This is a genomic window from Actinoplanes couchii (assembly GCF_016862075.1).
GTDB classification, from domain to species: Bacteria; Actinomycetota; Actinomycetes; order Mycobacteriales; family Micromonosporaceae; genus Actinoplanes; species Actinoplanes couchii.
In genome coordinates, this window is the sequence record NZ_BOMG01000056.1 from 114,296 (window position 1) to 135,369 (window position 21,074).

Annotated in this window: 16 protein-coding genes and 1 pseudogene; 5 read left to right on the forward strand and 12 right to left on the reverse strand. The window is 70.6% G+C overall.

From position 1 onward, the window contains the following. Positions 1-163 precede the first annotated feature (163 nt). Positions 164-1,876 (forward strand): annotated as a pseudogene (locus Aco03nite_RS22980) (DEAD/DEAH box helicase); the annotation flags it as partial. 803 nt (positions 1,877-2,679) lie between these two features. Continuing rightward, positions 2,680-3,819 (forward strand): class I SAM-dependent methyltransferase, encoded by a 1,140-nt coding sequence (locus Aco03nite_RS22985; RefSeq protein ID WP_203797689.1) that lies wholly within the window; start codon positions 2,680-2,682, stop codon positions 3,817-3,819. Here the strand turns inward: Aco03nite_RS22985 and Aco03nite_RS22990 are convergent. Continuing rightward, positions 3,812-4,810, reverse strand: a complete 999-nt coding sequence (locus Aco03nite_RS22990; protein ID WP_239145353.1) for a DUF8832 domain-containing protein — start codon at positions 4,808-4,810, stop codon at positions 3,812-3,814. The genes Aco03nite_RS22985 and Aco03nite_RS22990 overlap by 8 nt on opposite strands. A 43-nt stretch (positions 4,811-4,853) precedes the next feature. Here Aco03nite_RS22990 and Aco03nite_RS22995 point away from each other — a divergent pair, with 43 nt between their 5' ends. After that, complete coding sequence (locus Aco03nite_RS22995) at positions 4,854-5,438, forward strand: hypothetical protein (protein ID WP_203797690.1); 585 nt, start codon at positions 4,854-4,856, stop codon at positions 5,436-5,438. A gap of 431 nt (positions 5,439-5,869) precedes the next feature. Next, positions 5,870-6,355, forward strand: a complete 486-nt coding sequence (locus Aco03nite_RS23000; RefSeq protein WP_239145354.1) for a GNAT family N-acetyltransferase — start codon at positions 5,870-5,872, stop codon at positions 6,353-6,355. 130 nt (positions 6,356-6,485) lie between these two features. On the opposite strand, the gene Aco03nite_RS23005 is transcribed toward Aco03nite_RS23000, so the two are convergent. Continuing rightward, complete coding sequence (locus tag Aco03nite_RS23005; protein ID WP_203797786.1) at positions 6,486-8,594, reverse strand: RecQ family ATP-dependent DNA helicase; 2,109 nt, start codon at positions 8,592-8,594, stop codon at positions 6,486-6,488. Between the two features lie 334 nt (positions 8,595-8,928). On the opposite strand from Aco03nite_RS23005, the gene Aco03nite_RS23010 reads away from it, so the two are divergent. After that, entirely contained in the window at positions 8,929-9,327 is a 399-nt protein-coding gene (locus Aco03nite_RS23010) for a hypothetical protein (RefSeq protein ID WP_203797692.1), read from the forward strand. A gap of 277 nt (positions 9,328-9,604) precedes the next feature. Here Aco03nite_RS23010 and Aco03nite_RS23015 read toward each other — a convergent pair whose 3' ends face one another. The 10 genes from Aco03nite_RS23015 to Aco03nite_RS23060 all read right to left on the reverse strand — a co-directional run bounded on the left by Aco03nite_RS23015 (position 9,605) and on the right by Aco03nite_RS23060 (position 20,999). Next, the gene (locus tag Aco03nite_RS23015; RefSeq protein WP_203797693.1) at positions 9,605-10,330 is read right to left on the reverse strand and encodes an SDR family NAD(P)-dependent oxidoreductase; all 726 of its coding nucleotides are present in this window, start codon (positions 10,328-10,330) and stop codon (positions 9,605-9,607) included. 37 nt (positions 10,331-10,367) lie between these two features. After that, positions 10,368-12,167: a serine/threonine-protein kinase gene (locus tag Aco03nite_RS23020; protein WP_203797694.1), complete on the reverse strand. Its 1,800-nt coding sequence runs from the start codon at positions 12,165-12,167 to the stop codon at positions 10,368-10,370. Positions 12,168-12,365: 198 nt separating this feature from the next. Then, positions 12,366-13,874, reverse strand: a complete 1,509-nt coding sequence (locus Aco03nite_RS23025; RefSeq protein WP_203797695.1) for a fused MFS/spermidine synthase — start codon at positions 13,872-13,874, stop codon at positions 12,366-12,368. A 96-nt stretch (positions 13,875-13,970) separates the two neighbouring features. Then, the gene (locus tag Aco03nite_RS23030) at positions 13,971-14,981 is read right to left on the reverse strand and encodes a coiled-coil domain-containing protein (protein WP_239145355.1); all 1,011 of its coding nucleotides are present in this window, start codon (positions 14,979-14,981) and stop codon (positions 13,971-13,973) included. 63 nt (positions 14,982-15,044) lie between these two features. Then, a complete protein-coding gene (locus Aco03nite_RS23035; protein ID WP_203797697.1) occupies positions 15,045-15,818 on the reverse strand; it encodes an SDR family NAD(P)-dependent oxidoreductase in 774 nt (257 codons plus the stop codon). A gap of 324 nt (positions 15,819-16,142) precedes the next feature. Then, positions 16,143-16,970, reverse strand: coding sequence for an inositol monophosphatase family protein (locus tag Aco03nite_RS23040; protein WP_239145356.1), 828 nt, complete (start codon positions 16,968-16,970; stop codon positions 16,143-16,145). Continuing rightward, complete coding sequence (locus tag Aco03nite_RS23045) at positions 16,963-17,415, reverse strand: response regulator (RefSeq protein WP_203797699.1); 453 nt, start codon at positions 17,413-17,415, stop codon at positions 16,963-16,965. Before Aco03nite_RS23045 ends, Aco03nite_RS23040 begins: the two co-directional genes overlap by 8 nt. Beyond that, complete coding sequence (locus Aco03nite_RS23050; RefSeq protein WP_203797701.1) at positions 17,412-19,358, reverse strand: sensor histidine kinase; 1,947 nt, start codon at positions 19,356-19,358, stop codon at positions 17,412-17,414. The genes Aco03nite_RS23045 and Aco03nite_RS23050 overlap by 4 nt, the downstream gene beginning before the upstream one ends. After that, entirely contained in the window at positions 19,355-20,554 is a 1,200-nt protein-coding gene (locus Aco03nite_RS23055) for a PP2C family protein-serine/threonine phosphatase (RefSeq protein ID WP_203797703.1), read from the reverse strand. Before Aco03nite_RS23055 ends, Aco03nite_RS23050 begins: the two co-directional genes overlap by 4 nt. A 73-nt stretch (positions 20,555-20,627) precedes the next feature. Next, positions 20,628-20,999 (reverse strand): hypothetical protein, encoded by a 372-nt coding sequence (locus tag Aco03nite_RS23060; protein ID WP_203797705.1) that lies wholly within the window; start codon positions 20,997-20,999, stop codon positions 20,628-20,630. Positions 21,000-21,074: the final 75 nt, after the last annotated feature.

Genomic DNA, 21,074 nt, shown 5'->3' on the forward strand with positions numbered 1-21,074 from the left:
GTGCGTCTGCTATCAGGTCGGGTAGAGTGGCCTGTGTCGTCGTCGATCTGTCAAGTCGACGGCCCGCGTGTGGCCCGCTTTCGAGCGTGCGGCCCGCGCCTATACGAGACCGCGCCCAAAGACATCCGACGGGCGCACCACGAGAGGGCACCCGTAAAACTTCATGACCGACAATGAGCAAGCTCTAGTACCCGTGACCAGTCGCGCACCGGTCCGCGCCGACAGCCCCACCTTCGCTGAGCTGGGCGTTCGTGCCGAGACCGTCGAGGCGCTGGCCACCGCCGGCATCACCCACGCCTTCGCCATCCAGGAGTACGCGCTGCCGATCGCCCTGCGGGGCACCGACCTGATCGGCCAGGCGCCCACCGGCACCGGCAAGACCCTCGGTTTCGGCCTGCCCCTGCTGGAGCGCGTCACCGCCCCGTCCGAGGGCGCCGACGGCCAGCCGCAGGCCCTGATCGTCGTCCCCACCCGTGAGCTGGGTCTCCAGGTGGCCCGTGACCTCGCCGCCGCCGGTAGCACCCGGGGTGTCCGGGTTCTGCCGATCTACGGTGGGGTGGCGTACGAGCCGCAGGTCGAGGTCCTCAAGAAGGGCGTCGAGATCCTGGTCGGCACCCCCGGCCGTCTGCTCGACCTGTGCAAGCAGAAGATGCTCAAGCTGGGTTCGGTCAAGGCGCTGGTGCTCGACGAGGCCGACCGGATGCTCGACCTGGGCTTCCTGGAGGACGTCGAGAAGATCCTGGCGATGATCCCGGCGAAGCGGCAGACGATGCTGTTCTCGGCCACCATGCCGGACCCGATCGTCGCCCTGTCCCGCCGGTTCCTGACCAACCCGGTCACGATCCACGCCGGGCACACCACCGAGAGCGGCCCGTCGCCGCTGACCAAGCAGGTCGTCTACCGCACCCACCCGCTGAACAAGGTGGAGATGGTGGCCCGCATCCTGCAGGCCAAGGACCGCGGCCTCACGATGATCTTCACTCGTACCAAGCGGGCCGCCGACCGGGTCGCCGAGGACCTCGACTTCCGCGGGTTCGCGGTCGCCGCGGTGCACGGTGACCTAGGCCAGGGCGCTCGCGAGCGGGCGCTGCGGGCATTCCGCAGCGGCAAGATCGACGTGCTGGTGGCGACTGACGTCGCGGCCCGTGGCCTGGACGTGTCGGGCGTCACCCACGTGATCAACTACGACTGCCCGGAAGACCCGGAGACCTACACCCACCGCATCGGCCGGACCGGCCGGGCCGGTGCCACCGGTGTCGCGGTGACCTTCGTCGACTGGGAGGACATGCCGCGCTGGGTGCTGATCGACAAGTCGCTCGGCCTCAGCATGCCGGAGCCGCCGGAGACCTATCACACGAGTCCGGCGCTCTACTCCGACCTGGACATCCCCGAGGGCATCTCGGGCACCCTGCCGACTGCTTCGCGCAGCCGTGCCGGGCTGTCCGCGGAGGTCGAGGAGGACCTCGGCACCGTCGGGCGGCGCGGCGGCAGCCGTGGGCCGCGCGGGCGGGACCGTGACCGGGATCGGGACCGCGATCGCGACCGGGGTGGCCGTTCCCGAGGGCCCGCGCCGGCACCGTCGGAGTCCGCTGACAGCGGGACGACCGAGGTAACCGAGCGGCCCAAGCGGCAGCGTCGCCGTCGCAAGATCGGGGAGGAGGCCGCCGCTCCTGCTGCCACTTCCACGGTCGACTCCGCCGTCGACGTGCCTGTCGTCGACGGCCCTGTCATCGACGCGCCTGCTGCTGAGGCTCCGGCCGTCGACGAGGCCGCGCCGCGCACCCGGACCCGTCGTCGGCGGGCTCCCGCGACCACGCTGCCCTTCTCCGACGGCGCTGGCCCGGACTCCGGTACTGCGGCGGCTCCTGCCGTGGACGCCGCTCCCGCTTCGGAAGTCGCGCCCGCTGTGAAGGCCGCTCCCGCTCTGGAGGTCGCGCCTGCTGTGAAGGCCGCTCCTGCCGTGGACGCCGCCCCCGCTGCGGACACTGCGCCCGCCGCGGACACTGCGCCCGCCGCGCCTCGTCGCCGGCGCCGGGTTGCCGCAGCCCCCGTCGAGGCCACCGCGACCGCCACCGAGGGCACCGCGTCCGCCGCCGCACGCACCGCGTCCGCCGCACCCGCTGTCGAGAGCACTGAGGGCACCGCACCTGCTGTTGAGGGCACCGCCGAGGCTGCCGCTGAGCCGGCCGCCCCCCGTCGTCGCCGTCGCCGCACCGCCGCGGCACCGACCGAGGACACCGCCGCCGAGGCCTGACCCCCCGGCCCGACCCGGCCGTCGTTCATACGGTCCATACGTGGTGGATTCCCACCACGTATGGACCTTCGCGGGGCTCTCCCTAGCCATCGGCCCTCCTTGCCGCCGGCCCTTTCCTTGCCGCCGGCCCTTTCCTTGCCGCTGGCCTTCCTTGCCGCTGGCCTTCCTTGCCGCTGGCTCGACCATCACGCCGGCCCTTCCTTTGCCACCGGCCTCCCCTAGCCGTTGGTGCTCCCTTTGCCGATGTGCCGTCCCTTGCCTCCGGCCTTCCCATTGCCGCCAGGCCTCCCTTCCCTGACCGTCGTGCCCTCCGCTGGCCGCCCCTCTCCGGTCGGCGAGCCTTCCCCTGGCCGCGGGGTTTTCTCCGGCCGCGGGGTCTATCTCCGGCCGTGAGGTCTTCTTCGGTCGCGGGCAGAATAGGTCTCATGCCAGAACCGCTCGAATCAGTACTCGCCGAGGTGCGTGAGCTTCTGCTCGCGCCCGGCCTCACCCGAGCCGTCGCGGCCGGCCGTCGCCGCGGGCACGCACCCTCGGTGACTCGAGCCCAACTACGCCCGGTCACCTTGAAGCAGGGGCGGAAACTACAGATCGTCACCGACGACGGTGCCCGGCCGTTCACCCGGAACGTGGACGGCACCGAGGCCGCCGAGGCGGTGGACGCGCTGCTGGCCGAGCCGTTCGGCAACTGGCACGTGGAGACCGAGTCGGCGACCGTACAGGTGCGGGTGACCAAAAAGGGTGACGCCCAGGTGCACCGAGGCGCAGCCGTCGCCGCGCAGACCACGCCGGAGACTCACGACCGGGCCAAACAGTGGCTGCTCGACCCGGGCGACCCGCTCTTCACCGTGATCGGTGGCAACGCCGCCAAGCGCCGGCAGATCGACGCCTTCCTCCGGGCGCTCGCCGCGACCCTGCCCGACGAGCTGCCGTCGCCGCTGCGCGTCGTCGACCTGGGCTGCGGAAACGCCTACCTGACCTTCGCCGCCTATCGATACCTGGCCGGGCGGGGCGTACCGGTCCAGGTGGTCGGGGTGGACGTCCGCGAGGATCAGCGGGTACGCAACAACGCGGTCGCCGCCGAGCTGGACTGTGCCGACGAGGTGACGTTCGTGGCCGGCACCATCGAGGACGCCGAGCTGCCGTTCGAGCCCGATCTGGTGCTCGCGCTGCACGCCTGCGACACCGCCACCGATCAGGCGCTGGCCCGCGCGGTCCGGTGGGACGCCCGCTGGGTGCTGGCCGCGCCGTGCTGCCATCACGACATCGCGGCGCAGATCAAAGGCGGTTCGACCCCTTCGCCGTACGGGGAACTGACCCGTCACGCGATCATGCGCGAACGATTCGCCGACGTGCTGACCGATTCGCTCCGGGCCGCCCTGCTGCGGCTGAACGGGTACCGGGTGGACGTGGTCGAGTTCATCGACTCGGCGCACACGCCGCGCAACCTGATGCTGCGGGCCCGCCGGACCGGCGCCGCGCCCACCGCTGAGCAGGAGAAGGAGTACGCCGCACTGACCGGTCAGTGGGGTGTCGAGCCGGCTCTGGCCCGGATGCTGCTCAGCTGACCACGACGGTCCAGGCCGCCGTGGACACCTTCCCGGCGACCTGGAAGTCGAGGAACATCCGGTACGTGCCCGGACTCGGCGCGGCCAGCCAGAACTTGATCTTTCCGTCGATCAGCTGCGTCTCCGGGTGCACGTGGACATAGCCGAGATCGTTCTGGCGCAGCACCACCAGATGACCGAAAGCGCCCAGGTACGGCTCCAGCACGGCCGGCTTCCCGATGCCGTCGGTAACGGTCATCAGCAGCGGTTGGGTCGACTGGGTGGACGGCGTTCCCTCGTACCCCACCTGGAAGTTTCCGGCGGTCGCGACCAGGGCCGGATCGGGCAGGGTGACCGGCGCATAGTTCCCCGCGACCGTCAGGTCGCTGCCCAGGCTGCTGACCGTTTCGACCCCGCCGACCTGCGCGGTGAAATCGGCGATCATCCGGTAGAGGCCGGGCTCGGCCAGCGTGAGATCGACACTCCACGTGCCGTCGGGCGCCATCACCGGGTGTAGATGCTGAAACCCGGTGAGGTCACGGCGGATCACGATCAGATGCAACGGCTTGTCGTGTACGACGGCGAACGTGGTGACCGGCGCGCCGCCCGGGCCGTTGATCGTGAACTGGAGATTCAGCGCCTTCCCCGCTTCGAGGACGGTCGTCACCGGGGTCAGGGTGAGGCCGTTGCCGCTGAGCGATAGGCCACCGACCGGGGCGCTGCCGGACGTGCCGATCGGGGCGGTGGTGCCGTGCACGTGCGGCTGGCTCTCGTCAAAAGCGGACACGCTCGGCACCGGTTGCGGCGTGGCGGCGTTGGTGGCGGTGGTCCCGTTGTTGAGCCGGCCCAGCCCGTAACCGGCGAAGAGAACAACGATCAGCAGAGCCCCGACCGCCGCGAACCGGAACCCGTCACCGGTCGGTTTCGGACTCCCGCCCGCTTCCCCGGACCGCGCTCCGGCTCCTGCCGACCGCGAGAGGCCGAACTGCGGTTCCTCGTCGTCGTCAGGCATCGATTCAGCGTAACTGTCAGGGGTGGGGTCTAGCGTGCGGGGCGTGAGCCGATACGAGATACATCTGACGGTGTCCGCCGAAGCCGACGACGAGAAGCTTCGCGCCTGGGCGGCCGGGATCGGCGCCAAATACACCCGCATCGTGCTCGATCGGGGCGTCACCGCCGACCAGCCGATGCTGAGCTGGCTGACCGGTGGCACCGCCGCCGAGGCAGAGCTGTCCGCCCGGCGTACCGCGGCTGATCTGCAAGAAGCGGGTTTTCCGGTGACGAGGCTCAAAGTGGAGGCCGCGGCGTCGAGTCAGGAGGCTCCCGCCGCAGACGGCCGCTATTTCGAACACCACGTGAAACTGCTGCTCCCACCCGGCGCCGAGGTCGAGGCGGTCCGCGAGGTAGCGCTCCGGCACAACGCCCGCCTGTCCCGCAACGCCCGCCGAATCCGCCCCGACGGCATCCGCGAACGTTTCGTGACCCAGCGCTGTCACCGAGGAGACCGAACCGAGGCGGCCGAGGCTCTGGCCGCCCTGGTGACCGCCCTCACCACCCAGGGTTGGGAGATAGCCGAGGTAGAGGAGGAGTTCGTCCTGATAGACGACAACCCCACCCTCGACGCCGGCTGGTTCGGCTAAGCACACACCAACCCACCCACACCCCCAGCCAACTCAAAGGCACACACCGAGCCGTCCGCACCGTCAGCCAGCCTGCCTGCACCGTCAGCCAGCCCGGCCATCAGCCAGCTTGCCAGCGCCGTCAGCCACCTCGAAGGAGGCACCCCGCGCCGCCCGCATCGCCAGGCCGGTATCAAGGTGCACGCACCAAGCTGGCCTTGCCACCAGCTGGCTCGAGGGCGCACACCCCGAGCCGTTCCCGCCGCCAGCCGGTTCGGATGGCGCACTGAGCCGCTCGCAGCGCCAACCGGTTCGGAGGAACCCGCGCCACATGCCTCACCTGGACAACGTGCCTTCTCAACTGGACAACGTGGGGCTGCCGCCATGGGCCGAACGGCCCCTGTGACACCATGCGACCGGTTGGATACCTAGCCGTCGCGAAGGAGCACTCCGTGGAAGATTTGGAACGTGACGGCTACGTCCTGTCCGCAGACCCGAAGCGCGTCGACTTCGCCCGGGTCCACCGCTGGCTCTCCGAAGAGTCCTACTGGGCGGCCGGCCGCCCTTACGACCTGGTGGCCCGTTCCATCGACGGCTCCGTCCCGTATTCGGTCTTCACCTCCCCCACAGCCTCCACCGATCCCGCTCAGCCGGCCGAACAGGTCGCGTTCGCTCGGGCCGTCACCGACGGCGCCACCTTCGCCTGGATCTGCGACGTCTTCGTCGACGCCGATCACCGAGGCCACGGCCTGGGCAAATGGATGATCGACACGATCCTGGCCGACCTCTCCGAACGCGGCATCCAACGCTTCCTGCTGGCCACCCGCGACGCCCACGACGTCTACCGCCGCTCCGGCTTCACCGAGCTGGTAGGCGCCAACCGCTACATGGAGATCGACCACCGCCCCACCAGAAACGCCATCCTCGGCCTCCCCTGACCAGGACCAGGTCACCCGAGCATCCAGGCCCTCCGGCCCCGAGTGCTCAGGTCGTCCGACTATTGCGAGTGCTCAGGTCATCCGACCGCCCTGAGCGATCCGGTTCCCCGACCAACCGCGAACGATCAGGTCATCCGGCCACCGCGAGGGCCAGGGGCAGGATTCCGGGGGCTCCTGCGCGGCGGAGGGCCCGGCCGGCCAGGGTCATTGTCCAGCCGGAGTCGACCAGGTCGTCCACCAACAGCACCGGGCCGGACAGGGCCGGCAGCTCGGCGGCCATCTCCGGCGGCACCTCGAACGCGTCGTGCAAAGCGCGAACCCGCTGGGCGCTGTTGCCCCGATGACCACCGCCGTCGGGTGCCGGCGCAGCCTGGAGAACCCCGAGCATCGGCAGCCTCCCGACCTCGGCAATCCGCTCGGCGAGGCTGTGGATAAGTTGTGGATGACGCTGTGAATAAACTGCCGCGACGGCTGCCGGGCGCTGTTTCCAAGCGTCATCTCCCCTGGCCCAGGCCTTGAGCACCTCGACCACGGCGTCAGCCAGTTCCGGTGGGATCGGACCGTCCGGGGACTCCGGTGAGACCGCGGCACGCAGCCGGTTACCCCAGCCGAGGTCGGACAGACGGCCGACGGCACGGCCCGGTTCGATCTGCTCGGCGGGCGGGATCCGCCCCTTCAGCGAGACGCCGACCGCGGCCAGCCCGGTGGGCCACATCTTCTTCGGCGTGATCTCCAGACCGGGTCGCCCGAGGAACGCCTCAGCCGCCGCGAGCGAACTCGCCGACACCTCACTGTCGAACAGCGGCTCCGCACAGTTGTCGCACCGGCCGCACGGAACGGCGTCCGGATCGTCCAGGCAACGGCGGAGGAACTCCATCCGGCAGGAGGTGGTCACCGCGTACTCGAGCATGGTCTTCTGCTCTGTCTCGCGGGCCTCGGCGACGCGCCGCAACCGTGTCTCGTCGTAGGTCCACGGCTCCCCGGTGGCGAGCCAGCCGCCCCGGGTGCGATGCACCGCGCCGTCCACGTCGAGAACCTTGAGCATCAGCTCCAACCGGGTGCGCCGCAGATCGACAAGTGGCTCCAGCGCCTGTGTCGACATCGGCTGGACCGGGGAGAGCTGGTTCAGCACCGCACGCACCTGCTCCTCGGGCGGGAAGGCCAGCGACGCGAAGTAGCGCCAGATCGCGACGTCCTCCGGCCCGGGCAGCAGCACCACCTCGGCGTGCTCGACCGCACGGCCGGCCCGGCCGACCTGCTGGTAGTAGGCGATCGGAGAGGGCGGCGCACCGAGATGGACGACGAACCCGAGATCGGGTTTGTCGAAGCCCATGCCCAGCGCCGACGTCGCGACCAGCGCCTTGATCTTGTTGGTGAGCAGATCCTGCTCGGCGGCGCGGCGCTCGGTGTCCTCGACCTGGCCGGTGTAGGTGGCCACCTCGAACCCGCGGGATCGCAGGAAGTCGGCTGTCTCACCGGCTGCGGCGACGGTCAGGGTGTAGATGATGCCGGAGCCCGGCAGCCGCTCCAGGTGATCGGCGAGCCAGGCCAGCCGGTGCGCCGGGTCCTCCAGCCGGAGGGCGGCCAGACGGAGCGAATCCCGCTCGAGCGAGCCGCGCAGAACCAGCGCGTCGCCGAGCTGGTCGGCGACATCGGCGGTGACGCGGGCGTTGGCGGTCGCCGTGGTGGCCAGCACGGGGGTACGAGCGGGCAGGCCGGCCAGGAACGTCCGCAACCGCCGATAGTCAGGCCGGAAGTCGTGCCCCCAGTCGGAGACACAGTGCGCCTCGTCGACCACGAGCAGGCCGGTGCTGCCCGCGAGGCCGGGCAGGACGTTGTCACGGAAGTCGGGGTTGTTGAGCCGCTCCGGGCTGATCAGCAGCACGTCGACCTCGCCGGCCCGGATCTCCTGCTCGATCAGGGACCACTCGTCGAGATTCGCTGAGTTGATCGTGCGAGCCTGGATGCCGGCCCGGGCGGCCGCGTCGACCTGGTTGCGCATCAGGGCGAGCAGCGGCGACACGATGACCGTCGGGCCGGCCTGCCGGTCACCGGATCTCAGCAGCGCGGTGGCCACGAAGTAGACCGCTGACTTGCCCCACCCGGTGCGCTGCACGCACAGCACCCGCCGTCGGTCGACGGTGAGCGCCTCGATCGCCCGCCACTGGTCCTCCCGAAGCACCGCGTGCTCCCCGGCGAGCCGGCGGAGCACTTCTTCGGCCCGCTCTCGCACGGCCATCCGCGTCGTATCAGTCACCCGGCATGTCTATCAGCCCGCGACGGACCGCCTTCGAGTTATCCACAGCGGGGAGTTGTCCACAGGGCAGCGGACGAAGGCCCGGCGGATCGGCAATGCTCCGGGGCGTTCAGGCGGGTTCGTTCGAAGGGGTCACCATGCAGGCGTCAGGTGGATGCACGACCCGGTTCGTCCCGGCACGAAGTGGCGTCAAACCGGCCGAGGCCGGCCCCCGCCCACCACCAGGCCGGGCCGGCTCCGGCCGGCCCGGCACCCACGTGGGGCGCGTTCGGCGAAGACGACGATCCGTTGCGGTACGGATGGAAGTCTCGGTGGCATGACCACAACGATCGCCCAGAAGCTGCTGATCAAGCCGAACTCGACCGTCTGGCTCAACGAGCCGGCCCGGTTGCCGCTGCTCACCCCGATGCCGGAGGGCGTGCGGGAGACCGCGACCCTGGCGACCGCGAGTACGGCGGTGATGTTCGCCGAGGATGCCGCGGGTGTGCGGAATCAGCTCGAACAACATCGCCCTGATCTCGATAAGCCGGGCGCGTTCTGGATCGCCTATCCGAAGGGGAACAGGGCTGACATCAACCGGGACTCGCTCTGGCCGATCGTCGCCGATTTCGACATGCGCCCGTGTGGCCAGGTGTCGATCGACGAGCGGTGGTCGGGGCTTCGGTTCCGGGCCAATCGTCCTGACGAGGGCCGCTTCACCGGCGGTGCGGGATGAGACGGCGGCGCGGTGAGACGGCGGTGCGGGACCAGACGGCAGTGCGGGATGAGGCCGCGGCGGCCTCCGGATCCGGCCGTCGCCGTCCACGGTGGGGTGGCGGCGGCCGGTTCATGTCGTCGGTGACCGACGGCCGTTCGATCGGTCGCGGTCGGGAGATCGGTTGGGCGAGCGGACGGAGAGCAGCTCGTGCGGCGGCTGACGGCGCTTCGACGGGTGACGGCCGACACGACCGATATCGCCTATGTGCCGGCCCTGCGCCCGTCCGGACCCGCGGTCAGCGACCGAGGACGGAGCCGCCGTTGACGTTGATGATCTGGCCGGTGACGAAGCCGCCGCCCGGGCCGACCAGCCAGCGGACCGTTTCGGCGATCTCGTCGGGCGTTCCGGCGCGCTTGATGAGGGTCGCGTCGACGCGGTGCTGGTGTCCTTCCGGGGTCATCCGGCCCAGGAAGAACTCGCTGTCGGTGACGTAACCGGGCGAGATGACGTTGGCGGTGATGCCTTCGGCGCCGAGCGAGGTGGCCAGGTCGAGGGCGTAACCGTGCAGTGCGGCCTTGGCCGCGGAGTAGGGCCCGCCGCCACCACGCTGGGCGGCGATCGAACTGGTCAGGACGATCTTCCCGCCCGGACGGCGGAGAAGCGGAAGGAGGGCGGTGGTCATGAGAACCGCGGTGAGCACGTTGGAGTCCAGGTTGGCCCGCCAGCGGTCCGCCACGCCCTGCAGGGTGCTCTCGTCCCCGGCGAGGTACGCCCCCGCGTTGTTGACCAGCACGTCGACCGGCCGACCGGCCACCGCCTCGACCACGGCCGGGATCTGGGCCGGGTCGGAGACGTCGGCGGTCACCGCGGTGGCCTGCGGTCCGATCCATGTCACGGCGTCGTCGAGCACCTCGGCGCGGCGGCCGACGATGATCACGTCGAAGCCCTCGCCGGCGAGCATGCCCGCCGTCGCCCTGCCGATCCCGGTCCCGCCTCCGGTGACAACTGCGAGTCTTGTCATGTCCTCGACCCTATCGGCGGATCTTGTAGCCGGAGTTTCAGAGTGCCAGGGAGAAGCCGGTGGTCCGCTTGGGCCGGGGGATCAGTTTCGGGACGGTGGCCGGGCTCTTCCGGGCCGTCCCACCGCGCCGGGGCGGCTGGCGCTTGCGCTTGTGCGCCGGTTCTCTGCCGGCCGGTGGCTGCTCGACCGTCGCCGCATTGACCGAGTCGGCGCCGGACGACACCGGTGGCCTGGTGTGCGTGGTGCCGCCCAGGACTTCGGCGCGGCACGGCAGACCGTTCAGGGTGAAGGCGAGCGGCAGCGGGTTCAGGTCCCGATAGCCACCGTGCAGGGTGACGGCCCGGGACCTGCCGCGGCCGTCGAGCACGACCCGGCGTCCGTGCTGAGCCACCGTCGCGGGGGCCGAAGCGGAAGCCGAATGCGAACCGGAGGTCGAAGCGAGGCGCTGCGAGCCGGGATAGGTGAACTCGACCCGCCACCCGGCCGTCTCGGTGGTCCGCACGCTCAGTCGCGCCTCGAAATCGGTGCCGGAGTCCCGCTTGATCTGGTACTTGATCAGGCAGCGCCCGCGGGCCGGAGCGGCCACGGCGGGCGCGGCGGCGTCGGCCACGACGGTCTGGTCCGGCTCGGTGCCCGGTGTCTGCCGACGGGTGCTCCAGCTCGCGGTCCCGGCGAGCAGGACCAGGGTGGCCAGGGCGGCTATCGCGGGTTTCCGGTCCCGGACGCCCATCAGGCGATGCGCCGGGAGGATGCGGCGCCGGTCGGCGAGGAAGAGGCCACCGCCGAGCGGGCGGACCGCTCCGCGGCGCAGGAGCAGACCGGCACGCAGTCGTACGGCGGTGACCGCGGCTGTGGGCCGGGCCAGACAGACGCGCAGGATCCGGCGTACACCCGAACCGGCTCCTCGGGCGGCCGGCACCGACGCCACCGCCCGGGCCACCGGCGTCGTGGGCTTTTCGCCCGGCCGCAACGGCGGGATGATCGGCCGCAGCCCCACGGTGGCGGCCAAGGCGCGGGCCAGTTCGGTCGCGGCGGGACGTTCGGCGGGGCTCTTCGCCAGGCAGCGCAGGCACAGTTCGGCGACGACGGCCGGCATCCCCTCGAGCTCGGGGATCGGTGCCGGATCGGCGTAGAGGTGGGCGCGCAGGGCTTCGGCGGTGCTCTCCGCGGGCCAGGGCATCCGCCCGGTGAGTGCCCGGTAGAGCAGCAGCCCGAGGGCGTAGACGTCGGTGGCGGGCGAGACGGCGGCGCCGCCGAGGCGTTCCGGGGCGAGGTAGGCGGGTGTGCCGAGCAGGCTGCCGTCCGCGGCCGCGTCACTCTGCCCGATCACCGCGGAGATGCCGAAGTCGACGATCTTCGCCCCGGACCCGGTCAGCATGATGTTCGCGGGCGTGATGTCGCGGTGCACGAGGCCGTGGGCGTGGGCGGTGGCCAGCGCGGAGGCGATCTCGGCGGTGATGATGACGGCTTCCCGCCATTCGAGCGAGCCCTGCCGGCTGAGCCGGGCGCCGACGGATTCGCCGTCGTTGAGTTCCATGACCACGTAGGGGACGGTCAGGCGTTCGGAGATCGGGGCTTCACCGAAGTCGTGGATGCCGGTGATGTGCGGGTGGCAGAGCCGGGCCGCGACCAGGGCTTCCTGGCGGAGCCGGTCCCGGAAGGCGCGGTCCTCGGCCAGCCGTGGGGAGAGCACCTTGACGGCGACGTCACGGCCCAGGATCTCGTCGTAACCGCGCCAGACCACCGACATGCCGCCGGTGCCGAGCTTCTCGACGAGGCGGTAGCGGCCGGCCAGCCGGAGCGACCCTTCGTGACCGTTTCGCTCCGTACGCCCCATGCGCCGATTCTCGCCCGATCAGCTCACCCGCCGGTGCCGCACACGAAAACCCGCTCGGAAACCGGCACCGACAGCCAGCCGACGGACGCGCCGGCCAGCAGGCGGCCGATGAACGGACCCGTCAGCGAGCGGCCGGTGGACGGACCGGTTGGCGAGCGGCCGACGGACGGGCCGGCCGAAGAGAGAGCGGTGGTCTGGTCAACCGGCGAGAAGCTGGTCCACCGGCGCGTAGTCGTCGGTCAGGACCGGCGAGTCGCCGATGAAGGTGGTCAGCTCCGTGCCGCTGAGCACGGTCACCGGCTCCGGCAGGCCCTCCAGCCCGAGCTGGATGACGTCCAGCGGGAGCTGCGTCTTCGAGGCCAGGATCACGAAGTTGGAACCCTGGCCGCCGACCAGCGCGTCCGGTGGGGCGATCAGGGCGACGTGCGGGAACGCGGCCGCCACGGTGGCCGTCTCGGCCCGGATGAACCGGTTCGGCGGGTAATCGATCACGTTCTGGGCGTAGATCCCGTCCGTGCGCAGCACCCGGGCCACGTCCGCGGCCATCTCCCGGGTGGCCAGGTGCCACGGAACGGCCAGGTGCCCGAAGGCGTCGCCGACGACCAGGTCGTAGGAGGTGTCCGGGCGTTCCGCCAGGCCCACCCGGGCGTCACCGACCCGCACCTTCATGTCCGGGCCGGTCTTCAGGCCGAGACTCTGCTTGTCCAGCTCGACCAGGCCACCGTCGAGTTCGAGGACGAGCTGGTCACTGCCCGGCCGGGTGGCCCGCAGATAGTTCGGGACGGTGAACCCGCCACCGCCGAGGTGCAGGGCGTCGATCGGGGCGCCGGGCGACTTCAGCACGTTGGTGACGGCGCCGATCCACTGCACGTACTTGAATTCGAGGTAGATCGGGTCGTTCAGGTCGACGTACGAGTGGCGGGCCGAGTTGAGCACCAGGGTCCGGCCGCCCTCCCGCGACGAATCCTTCGTCACGCTCGCGCAGTGGTACGCCGTCTCCACGTCGCACGGCGTCGGCGCGGTGGCGCCCAGCCCGGCGCCGGCCAGCCCGATCGCGGCGAGCGAGGCCCGGATCTTGGGCGAGCCGGGCAGGTCCGCCTGCGTTCCGGTCCGGCGCAGCCACCAGGCCAGGGCCACGCCGCTGATCGCCAGCAGCACGGCCAGGCTCAGGATGATCGCGCTGCTCGGCATCGCCGCGACGAAGACGAACCCGGTCACCAGGGTCGCGGTGATCGCACCGAGCGTGCCGACGCTGGACAGCCGGCCCACCACCGAACCGGCCTTGCGCAGGTCGGCGAGCTGGAGTTTCACCACCATCGGCGCGATCGTGGAGAGCACCAGCGCGGGCAGGAAGATGGCGAGCGCGGCCAGCATGAGCACGGCTGGCGCGGTGCCGCCCCGCAGCAGTTCACCGCCCCAGCGGACGAGTGGCAGCGTGACCGCGGTGCCGATGGCGCCGAGGATCAGAGCCGGCGCCAGCAGGGTCCGGGCGTCGAACCTGTCGGCGAGGCGTCCCCCGATCCACGCGCCGTAGGCGATCGCGGCCAGCGCGACTCCGATCACCGAGCTGCTGACCTGGAGGGTCACGCCGACGTAGGGCCCGACGAGGCGCAACGCGACGATCTCCAGGACGAGGACGGCACCACTGGATCCGAACGCCAGAGCGGTCGCCAGGGCCGATGGCAGGGCACGCGGCTGGTTCTCCACCGCCGGGATGCTACCGGCGGCGCCGGGGATCGCACCTCATCGACAGGCCGCACCACACCTGTGCGAAAGCTGAAGAGATCTCAGGCGGGGCGGAGGTCAGAGCATGGAGAGATGTACGTGGTTGGTGTGCACCGCCGCCGGGCCGCCGCTCGCGCTGTAGGCACGCCAGCCGGTACTCGGCATCCAGATCTGCCGGTACCAGATCACGTACATCACGCCGAGCGAACTCGCGTTCTTGACGTAGTACGCCGCGAGACGGTCGCCGTAGGCCTTGTCCCCGCCGGAGGCCGCGACGTTCTCGAAACCGCCGGAGGCCGCGGAGTGGTCACAGGCCCGGCCTTTCGGGTGCTCGCCGGAGGAGCGTTCGCTGAAGCAGACCGTGTACCGCTTGAAACCCGCTGCCTGTGCCTGCTGGTACGCGTGCAGGGTGCGCGGCGTGATGCACCCGTTCGAGGTCGGGTCCTTGACCGTGCAGGACTCCTTCGGCCAGGAGCCGTCGGAGTTGCGGGGCGCCGGCTCGGCCGCGGGCGAGTTCGGGTCGATGAAGCCACCGGCCGATCCCCCGCCGACCTCGGCCAGCGCGATCTCGGCGTCCTTCTTCCGCTTGGCCATCACGTTGACCTGACGCTGCTGCTCCTTGACCTCCGCGTCGAGGGCGGTCTTGGCCTTCGTCGAGGTCGCGATCTGCTGGCGGTAGTCGGCGAGCGTCCCGCTGTCCATCTGGGCGAGCATGTCCAGGCTCTGGATCTTCTCGATGAACTGGCTCGGGTCCGAGCTGTTGAGCAGCAGCCCGGCCGTGCTGACCCGGCCCATCTGGTACGCCCGGTTGGCGACGTGGTTGACCTGCGCGGTCAGGGCCGACGCGTTGGTCTCGGCGTCCTTGAGCGCGGTGGTCAGCAGCTTCTGCCGCTTCTGCGAGTTGGCCAGCTTCGTCTTCGCGGAGTCGTAGCCCTTGGCCGCGGTATCCAGGGCGGTGCGCAGCTTCTTCGTGCCGCCTTCGGGGTCGGCGGCATGGGCCGGGAACCCGGGCGCGACGAGGGCCACCGCGAGAACGGCGGCCAACAGCGCGAGCAGGGTTGCGAACCGGCGCGGGAGACTGGCCGCCACAGTTACCTCCAAGTCGTGAGCGCCGGTACTTTACCGTGTCTCAGCAGGGGAAAGGGAGATCGATCAGGTCGCCGAATATCCACCGTCAACGAAGAGTGTCTGTCCGGTTACCGCTTGACTTGCATTACTAGCCAGGAAAACGACACAACCGGCAAAATCGCCCGGTACGCCGTTGCGACCGATCATCGTGCGCGCGGCGTGGGATGCCACTTTCGTGGGATCGGCGAAGACCGGCTCGGTCAGTGGCGTGTGCACCACACCGGGGGCGATCGTGTTGCAGCAGACGCCGTGCGGGCTCCACGCCTCGGCCTGCGAGCGGGTGAGGCCGACCAGACCCGCTTTGGCGGCGCCGTAGGCCCCGCTGTTCCCGTAGGCGCGGAACGCCTGCTGCGAGACGACGTTGACGATCCGGCCCCAGCCGCGGGCGGCCATCCCCGGGGCGAACGCCTGACCCAGCAGGAACGGGGCGGTCAGGTTCGCGGCGAGGGTGAGATCCCACACGCCGTCACCCAGCTCGGCGAGCGGTGGGCGCAGGTTGACGGCGGCCGAGTTGACCAGGATGTCGGGGACGTCGTACCGATCGATGATCGTGGCGGCGGCGTTCTTGACGGCCTCCCGGTCGCCGAGATCCGCGGAGATCGCGTCCGCCTCCGCGCCGTGACCGCGCAACTCGGCCACCACCTCGGCCATCGGCGCCTCACGGCGGGCCACCAGCACGATCCGCGCGCCGGCCCGGCCCAGGGCGAGGGCCATGGCCCGCCCGATTCCGGAACTGCCGCCGGTCACCACCGCGGTACGCCCGGAAAGTCCGAAAAGCTCACTGAGGTACGACGTCATGACCGCACCCTAGATCCACGGCACCCCGCCCCGCGGCCCCACCGGAATGTGATGATCCGCTCACCCGGCGACCGCAGCCGACCAGGCGAACCCAAAGGGCGGCCGGTAAGGGGAAACAGACCAGAGGGACGACGCCGGGCCAAAGACCAAGTCAGAGACCAGGCCGAAAACCGGTCGGACGGGTCAGGGCCGGCCGGCCGGGAAGAGGGTGCCCAACGGAGGTGGTCAAGGGGTGACTTGTAGGCCGGCCAGGAGACGGTGGCCGGCGGAGGAGTCACAGGGTGGGCTGGTGGGCCGGCCAGGAGACGGTGGCCGGCGGAGGAGTCACGAAGTGGCTGGCGGGCCGGAGGAGAAGAGGGTGGTGTGGACTGTGTTCCAGATGTCCTCGTTGGCGGCGGTCAGCAGGCCCCGCTGGTGGCCGGCCGGGCGGTGTTCCGAGCCGTCCAGGTGCCGGACCACGCCGCCGGATTCGCGGACGATCAGGGCTCCGGGGACGTGGTCCCACGGGAGGATCCGCCAGAACATGGCGAACTGCTGCTCGTCGGTGGCGACGGCCGGGTACTCGTAGCCCGCGCAGTGCCGGCCGGTGGTGAACCCGCCCAGGCCGGCGGCCGTCGAGAGCACCTGCTGGCGCAGGTCGTCGGGGAAGTACTTGTGGGCGATCACCCCGTGCAGCGCGCCGGCGCCCGGATCGTCGGTGCGGGTCTTCACGCGGACGCCGTCGCGGTAGGCGCCGGAACCGGACTCGGCGACCGTCAGCCGGTCCGCGACCACGTCGAGGATCCAGGCCGCGGTGGTCTCGCCGTCCCGCACCAGGGCGACCATCACACAGAACGGGGTCCGCCCGGCGGCGAAGTTGTTGGTGCCGTCGACGGGGTCCACGATCCAGACCGCGCCGTCGCCGCTCAGCCGGTCCCGGACGGTGGGGTCGGCGGCGACCGCCTCCTCGCCGACGACGACCGAGCCGGGCAGCAGTGCGGTGAGCCCGCGGGTCAGCGCCTTCTCCGACTCCTGGTCGGCGATGGTGACCAGGTCACCCGGCGACTTCTGGTGGACCTCGGCGGCGGACAGGTGCTGGAAACGCGGCAGGACGATGGTGTGCGCGACCTCGCGGACGAGTTCGGCCACCTGGTCGATTATCCGGTCAGGCACGCGGCGGCAGCTTCACGACGCTGACGAAGAACTCGTCGATCTGCCGGATCACCGTGATGAACCGCTCGAAGTCGACGGGCTTGGTGACGTAGGCGTTCGCGTGCAGCTGGTAGCTGCGGAGGATGTCCTCGTCGGCGGACGACGTGGTCAGCACGACGACCGGGATCCGGCCCAGCTCGTCGTCCTTCTTGATCTCGGCGAGGACCTCGCGGCCGTCCCGCCGGGGCAGGTTGAGGTCGAGCAGGATCAGGTCGGGGCGGACCGCTTTCGCGTACTGGCCCTCCCGCCGCAGGTAGGCGAGCGCCTCGGCGCCGTCGGAGACGACGTTGAGCCGGTTGCGGACCTTGTGCTCCTCGAACGCCTCCTGCGTCATCAGCACGTCGCCGGGGTCGTCCTCGACGAGCAGCACCTCGATCGGGGTGCCGTTCTCCCGTTCCACGCTCACGTGCCCACCTTCTCTTCCTCGCCCGAAGACGAACTCGAACTCGCACCCGAAACCGAACTCGCACCCGAACCCGCACCCGCGCCCGCGCCCGCGCCCGCGCCCGCCGGCGAGGATTCCCCAGGCGAAGCGGACGACTCGGATGAAGCAGACAAATCCCCCACGGCGGAGGATCCCGGCGCGGAGGAGTCCGCGCTGGAGGAGCCCCCACCGGAGGAACCCGCTCCGGAAGAGCCCGGCGTAGAGGAGCCCCCACTGGAGGAACCCGGAGTGGAGGAACCCGCGCCGGAGGAGTCCACCGCACCTGAGGATCCCGCCGCACCGGAGGGAGCCTCGGATGAATCAGGGAGTTCGGTCACCACAGGGGATGAGGCTGCCGACAGAACAGTGGGAAGACCAGGCATCACCGGAAGCGTGAACCAGATCGAAGCACCCTCCGCCACGTCGACGTCCAGCCAGATCCGCCCGCCATGGTATTCGACGATCTTCTTGACGATGGCCAGTCCGATGCCGGTCCCCTCGTAGGCGTCCCGGGCGTGCAACCGCTGGAAGATCACGAACACCTTGTCGGCGAACTCGGCCTCGATCCCGATCCCGTTGTCCCGGACGTTGAGCCGCCACTCCGCCCCGTCCAGCTCGGCGCTGATGTGGATCCGCGCCGGCACGTCCGGCCGCCGGAACTTCAGCGAGTTCCCGACCAGGTTGACGAAGAGCGTGGTGAGCAGCGGCTCCTCACCCTCCACGGTGGGCAGTCCGGTCCAGCTGATCTCGGTGTCGGCCCCGGCCCGCGCGGAGAGCTGCGACCGCACCTCACCGAGCAGTTCACCCAGGTCGACGTCGGTGAATCCGGTGGTGAGCCGGCCGATCCGGGAGAACGCGAGCAGGTCGTTGATGAGCCGCTGCATGCGCTGGGCACCGTCGACGGCGAACCCGATGTACTGGTCGGCACGTTCGTCCATCTGTCCGGCGTACCGGCGCTGGAGAAGTTGGCAGAAGCTGGCCACCTTGCGCAGCGGCTCCTGCAGGTCGTGCGACGCGACGTAGGCGAACTGTTCCAGGTCACGGTTGGACCGGGTGAGTTCCTCGGCCTGGCTCTGCAGCTGCTGGTTGATCCATTCGACCTGCTGGCGGGCTTCCCGGACCTCGCTGAGCTCGCTGGAGATCTGCTGCCGCATCCGGTCGACGTCGTCGGCGAGCCCGACCAGGTCGGGTGACCCGTACACGCTGCTGTCGATGTGTTTGTCGTAGTCGCCGGCGGCGACCTGCCGCACCTGCCCGGCAAGGTGCAGGATCGGCCGGCTGACCAGCCGGTCCAGCAGGATCAGCAGGAAGACCCCGGTGAGCACGATGATCACCGCGGCGATGACCTCGATCGCCACCATGGTCTGGCTGCTGTCCCGGGCGGCCTGGGCGGAGGTGGCCCGCAGCACCGAGATGTGGTCCTGCATGACGCTGACGGCGCCGCGCAGTTCGTCGAAGTCGCGGGTGTCGGAGGCTTCGACCCGCTGCTGGGCGGCCTGGGTGCCCTCGGTACGGACGGTCTGCACGAGCGGTTCGGCGACGTTGGCCCGCCAGGTGTCGGCGCGGGCCTCGACGATCTCGAGGGCGGCGCGGATCTCCTCGTCCTCGGGGTTGAGCAGGCGCTGGATCCGGGCGACCTGCTCGGCTTCGGCCTCGACGCCCCGGGTGTACGGCTCCAGGGTGCGGTCCTGACCGGTGATGGCGTACCCGCGGACGCCGGTCTCCTGGTCGACCAGGGCGGTGCTGAGGGTCTCGCCGGCGGCCCGCATCGGGCTGGCCCGGTCCAGGACGTTGTCGATCTGCCGGTTGTTGGCGGCCGCGGTGAAGGCGGCGACGATGCCGAGCCCGCCGAGGAGGACCCCGGCGGCCAGGCAGAGGGCGAAGATCCGGACACGCAGGGTCCACCCGGAGATGACGCCGCTCATCGGCCACCACCCCGGGAGATCAGCAGCATCGCGACGTCGTCGGTGAGGGGGCCGCCGTTGTCCCGGTCGGCCCGGGAGACCAGCCACTCCGGGAGTTCCGGCAGCGGCCGGGCGCGGGCTTCCGGTTCGTCGAACAGCCGGCAGAGCCCGTCCACGTCGAGTCGTTCGTCACCGGCGCCGCTCCGTCCTTCGATGAGTCCGTCGGTGTACATCAGCAGCGACCAGTCGTCACCGGAGAACTCCAGTTCGGTGGCGGGGGTGGGGGTGGGCCGGACGCCGAGGACGATGCCCCGGCGCACCGCGACCGGCGCGGCCTTCCCACCGGAGAGCACGATGGGCGGCGGGTGACCGGCGACCCGGACGGTGGCCCGGTTGCCCGGCAGGTCGATGACCGCGGAGGCGACGGTGGCGAAGATCTCCCGGGCCCGCCGCTCGGTCATCAGCACCTGTTCCAGGGCCCGCAGCACCTGGTCCTCGGGCACCCCGGCCAGGATCAGCGCCCGCCAGGCGACCCGGAGCTCGACTCCGAGGGCGGCTTCGTCGACGCCGTGGCCGCAGACGTCACCGACGATCACGTGCAGCTTGTCGTCTCCGACCTGCACGACGTCGTAGAAGTCGCCGCCGAGCAGGCCCATCGCCCGGCCGGAGCGGTAGAACGGCTGGACCTCGATGCCGAAGTCGTCGCTCTTGAGCGGTTTCGGCAGCAGACCGCGTTCCAGGCGGGCGGACTCGGCCTGCAGCAGTTCGACCTCGCGCAGCAGCCGGGCGTTCTCGTCGGCGCGTTTGCGCTCGACCGCGTACCGCAGCGAGCGGATCAGCAGAACCCCGTCGACCTGGCCCTTGACCAGGTAGTCCTGGGCGCCCTCGGCGACCGCTTGGACGCCGAGGTGCTCGTCGGAGCGGCCGGTGAGCACACAGACCGCGGCGCTGCCGGCGACGGAGAGCAGTTTGCGCAGGCCGTCGATGCCCTCGGCGTCGGGCAGCCCCAGGTCGAGCAGGATGCACTCGACGCCGGTCAGCATCTCCCGGGCCTGGCGCAGGGTGGTGGCGACGTTCAGCTCGAACGGCGCCTCGGCTTCGCTGAGCAGCTCACGCACCAGGAAGGCGTCACCCTCGTCGTCCTCGACGAGGAGGATCCGCAACCGTTCCATCTGCGATGGCGCGAATCTGCGTGGTGCGAGGGACCGTTCAGTCATTCCAGTTCCCCACTCGACGCAGCAGTGACCCGCAAATCGTGTACCAAGCGGCCCGGCTTCACAACTTCGGTGGTCACGGGGAGTCGATCTCCGAAGCGGGCTGCGAAGGATCGGGCCGCGGAGAGGCGGCGAACCGGCGCACGTGATCCGCGATCACCTGGCCCAGGATGCCGTGCAGCTGCCCGCAGTCCCGGCAGTGCAGATTCTCGTCGAGGTGCCGGCCACCACAGTTGGCGCAGTCGCCCCGGTCCTCCGGGTCGCGATAGGACTCGACGGCCCGGCACAGGGCACGGATGACGTGATCGCTGAGTGTGAAGACGTCCTCGCCGAGCGCGGTGCGCACGCCGAGAACGGCGACGGGGTCGGCGTCCGGCTGGGGGTTGTAAGGGGCCACCCGGTCGATGAACTCGGCGATGACGGCTGCTGGGTCTAGCGGCTTAGTCACGCCGACAACGCTATTGCACGCGCGAATGGATCTACGGGCTACCCGCCGGGCGTACCCGGAGGATTAGATGTGCTC

Excerpts from the sequence above, each read along its gene's own strand:
- Aco03nite_RS22985 (WP_203797689.1), top strand. The coding sequence starts at position 2,680 with ATGCCAGAACCGCTCGAATCAGTACTCGCCGAGGTGCGTGAGCTTCTG.
- Aco03nite_RS22990 (WP_239145353.1), bottom strand. The coding sequence starts at position 4,810 with ATGCCTGACGACGACGAGGAACCGCAGTTCGGCCTCTCGCGGTCGGCA.
- Aco03nite_RS23005 (WP_203797786.1), bottom strand. The coding sequence starts at position 8,594 with ATGGCCGTGCGAGAGCGGGCCGAAGAAGTGCTCCGCCGGCTCGCCGGG.
- Aco03nite_RS23010 (WP_203797692.1), top strand. The coding sequence starts at position 8,929 with ATGACCACAACGATCGCCCAGAAGCTGCTGATCAAGCCGAACTCGACC.
- Aco03nite_RS23015 (WP_203797693.1), bottom strand. The coding sequence starts at position 10,330 with ATGACAAGACTCGCAGTTGTCACCGGAGGCGGGACCGGGATCGGCAGG.
- Aco03nite_RS23020 (WP_203797694.1), bottom strand. The coding sequence starts at position 12,167 with ATGGGGCGTACGGAGCGAAACGGTCACGAAGGGTCGCTCCGGCTGGCC.
- Aco03nite_RS23035 (WP_203797697.1), bottom strand. The coding sequence starts at position 15,818 with ATGACGTCGTACCTCAGTGAGCTTTTCGGACTTTCCGGGCGTACCGCG.
- Aco03nite_RS23050 (WP_203797701.1), bottom strand. The coding sequence starts at position 19,358 with ATGAGCGGCGTCATCTCCGGGTGGACCCTGCGTGTCCGGATCTTCGCC.
- Aco03nite_RS23055 (WP_203797703.1), bottom strand. The coding sequence starts at position 20,554 with ATGACTGAACGGTCCCTCGCACCACGCAGATTCGCGCCATCGCAGATG.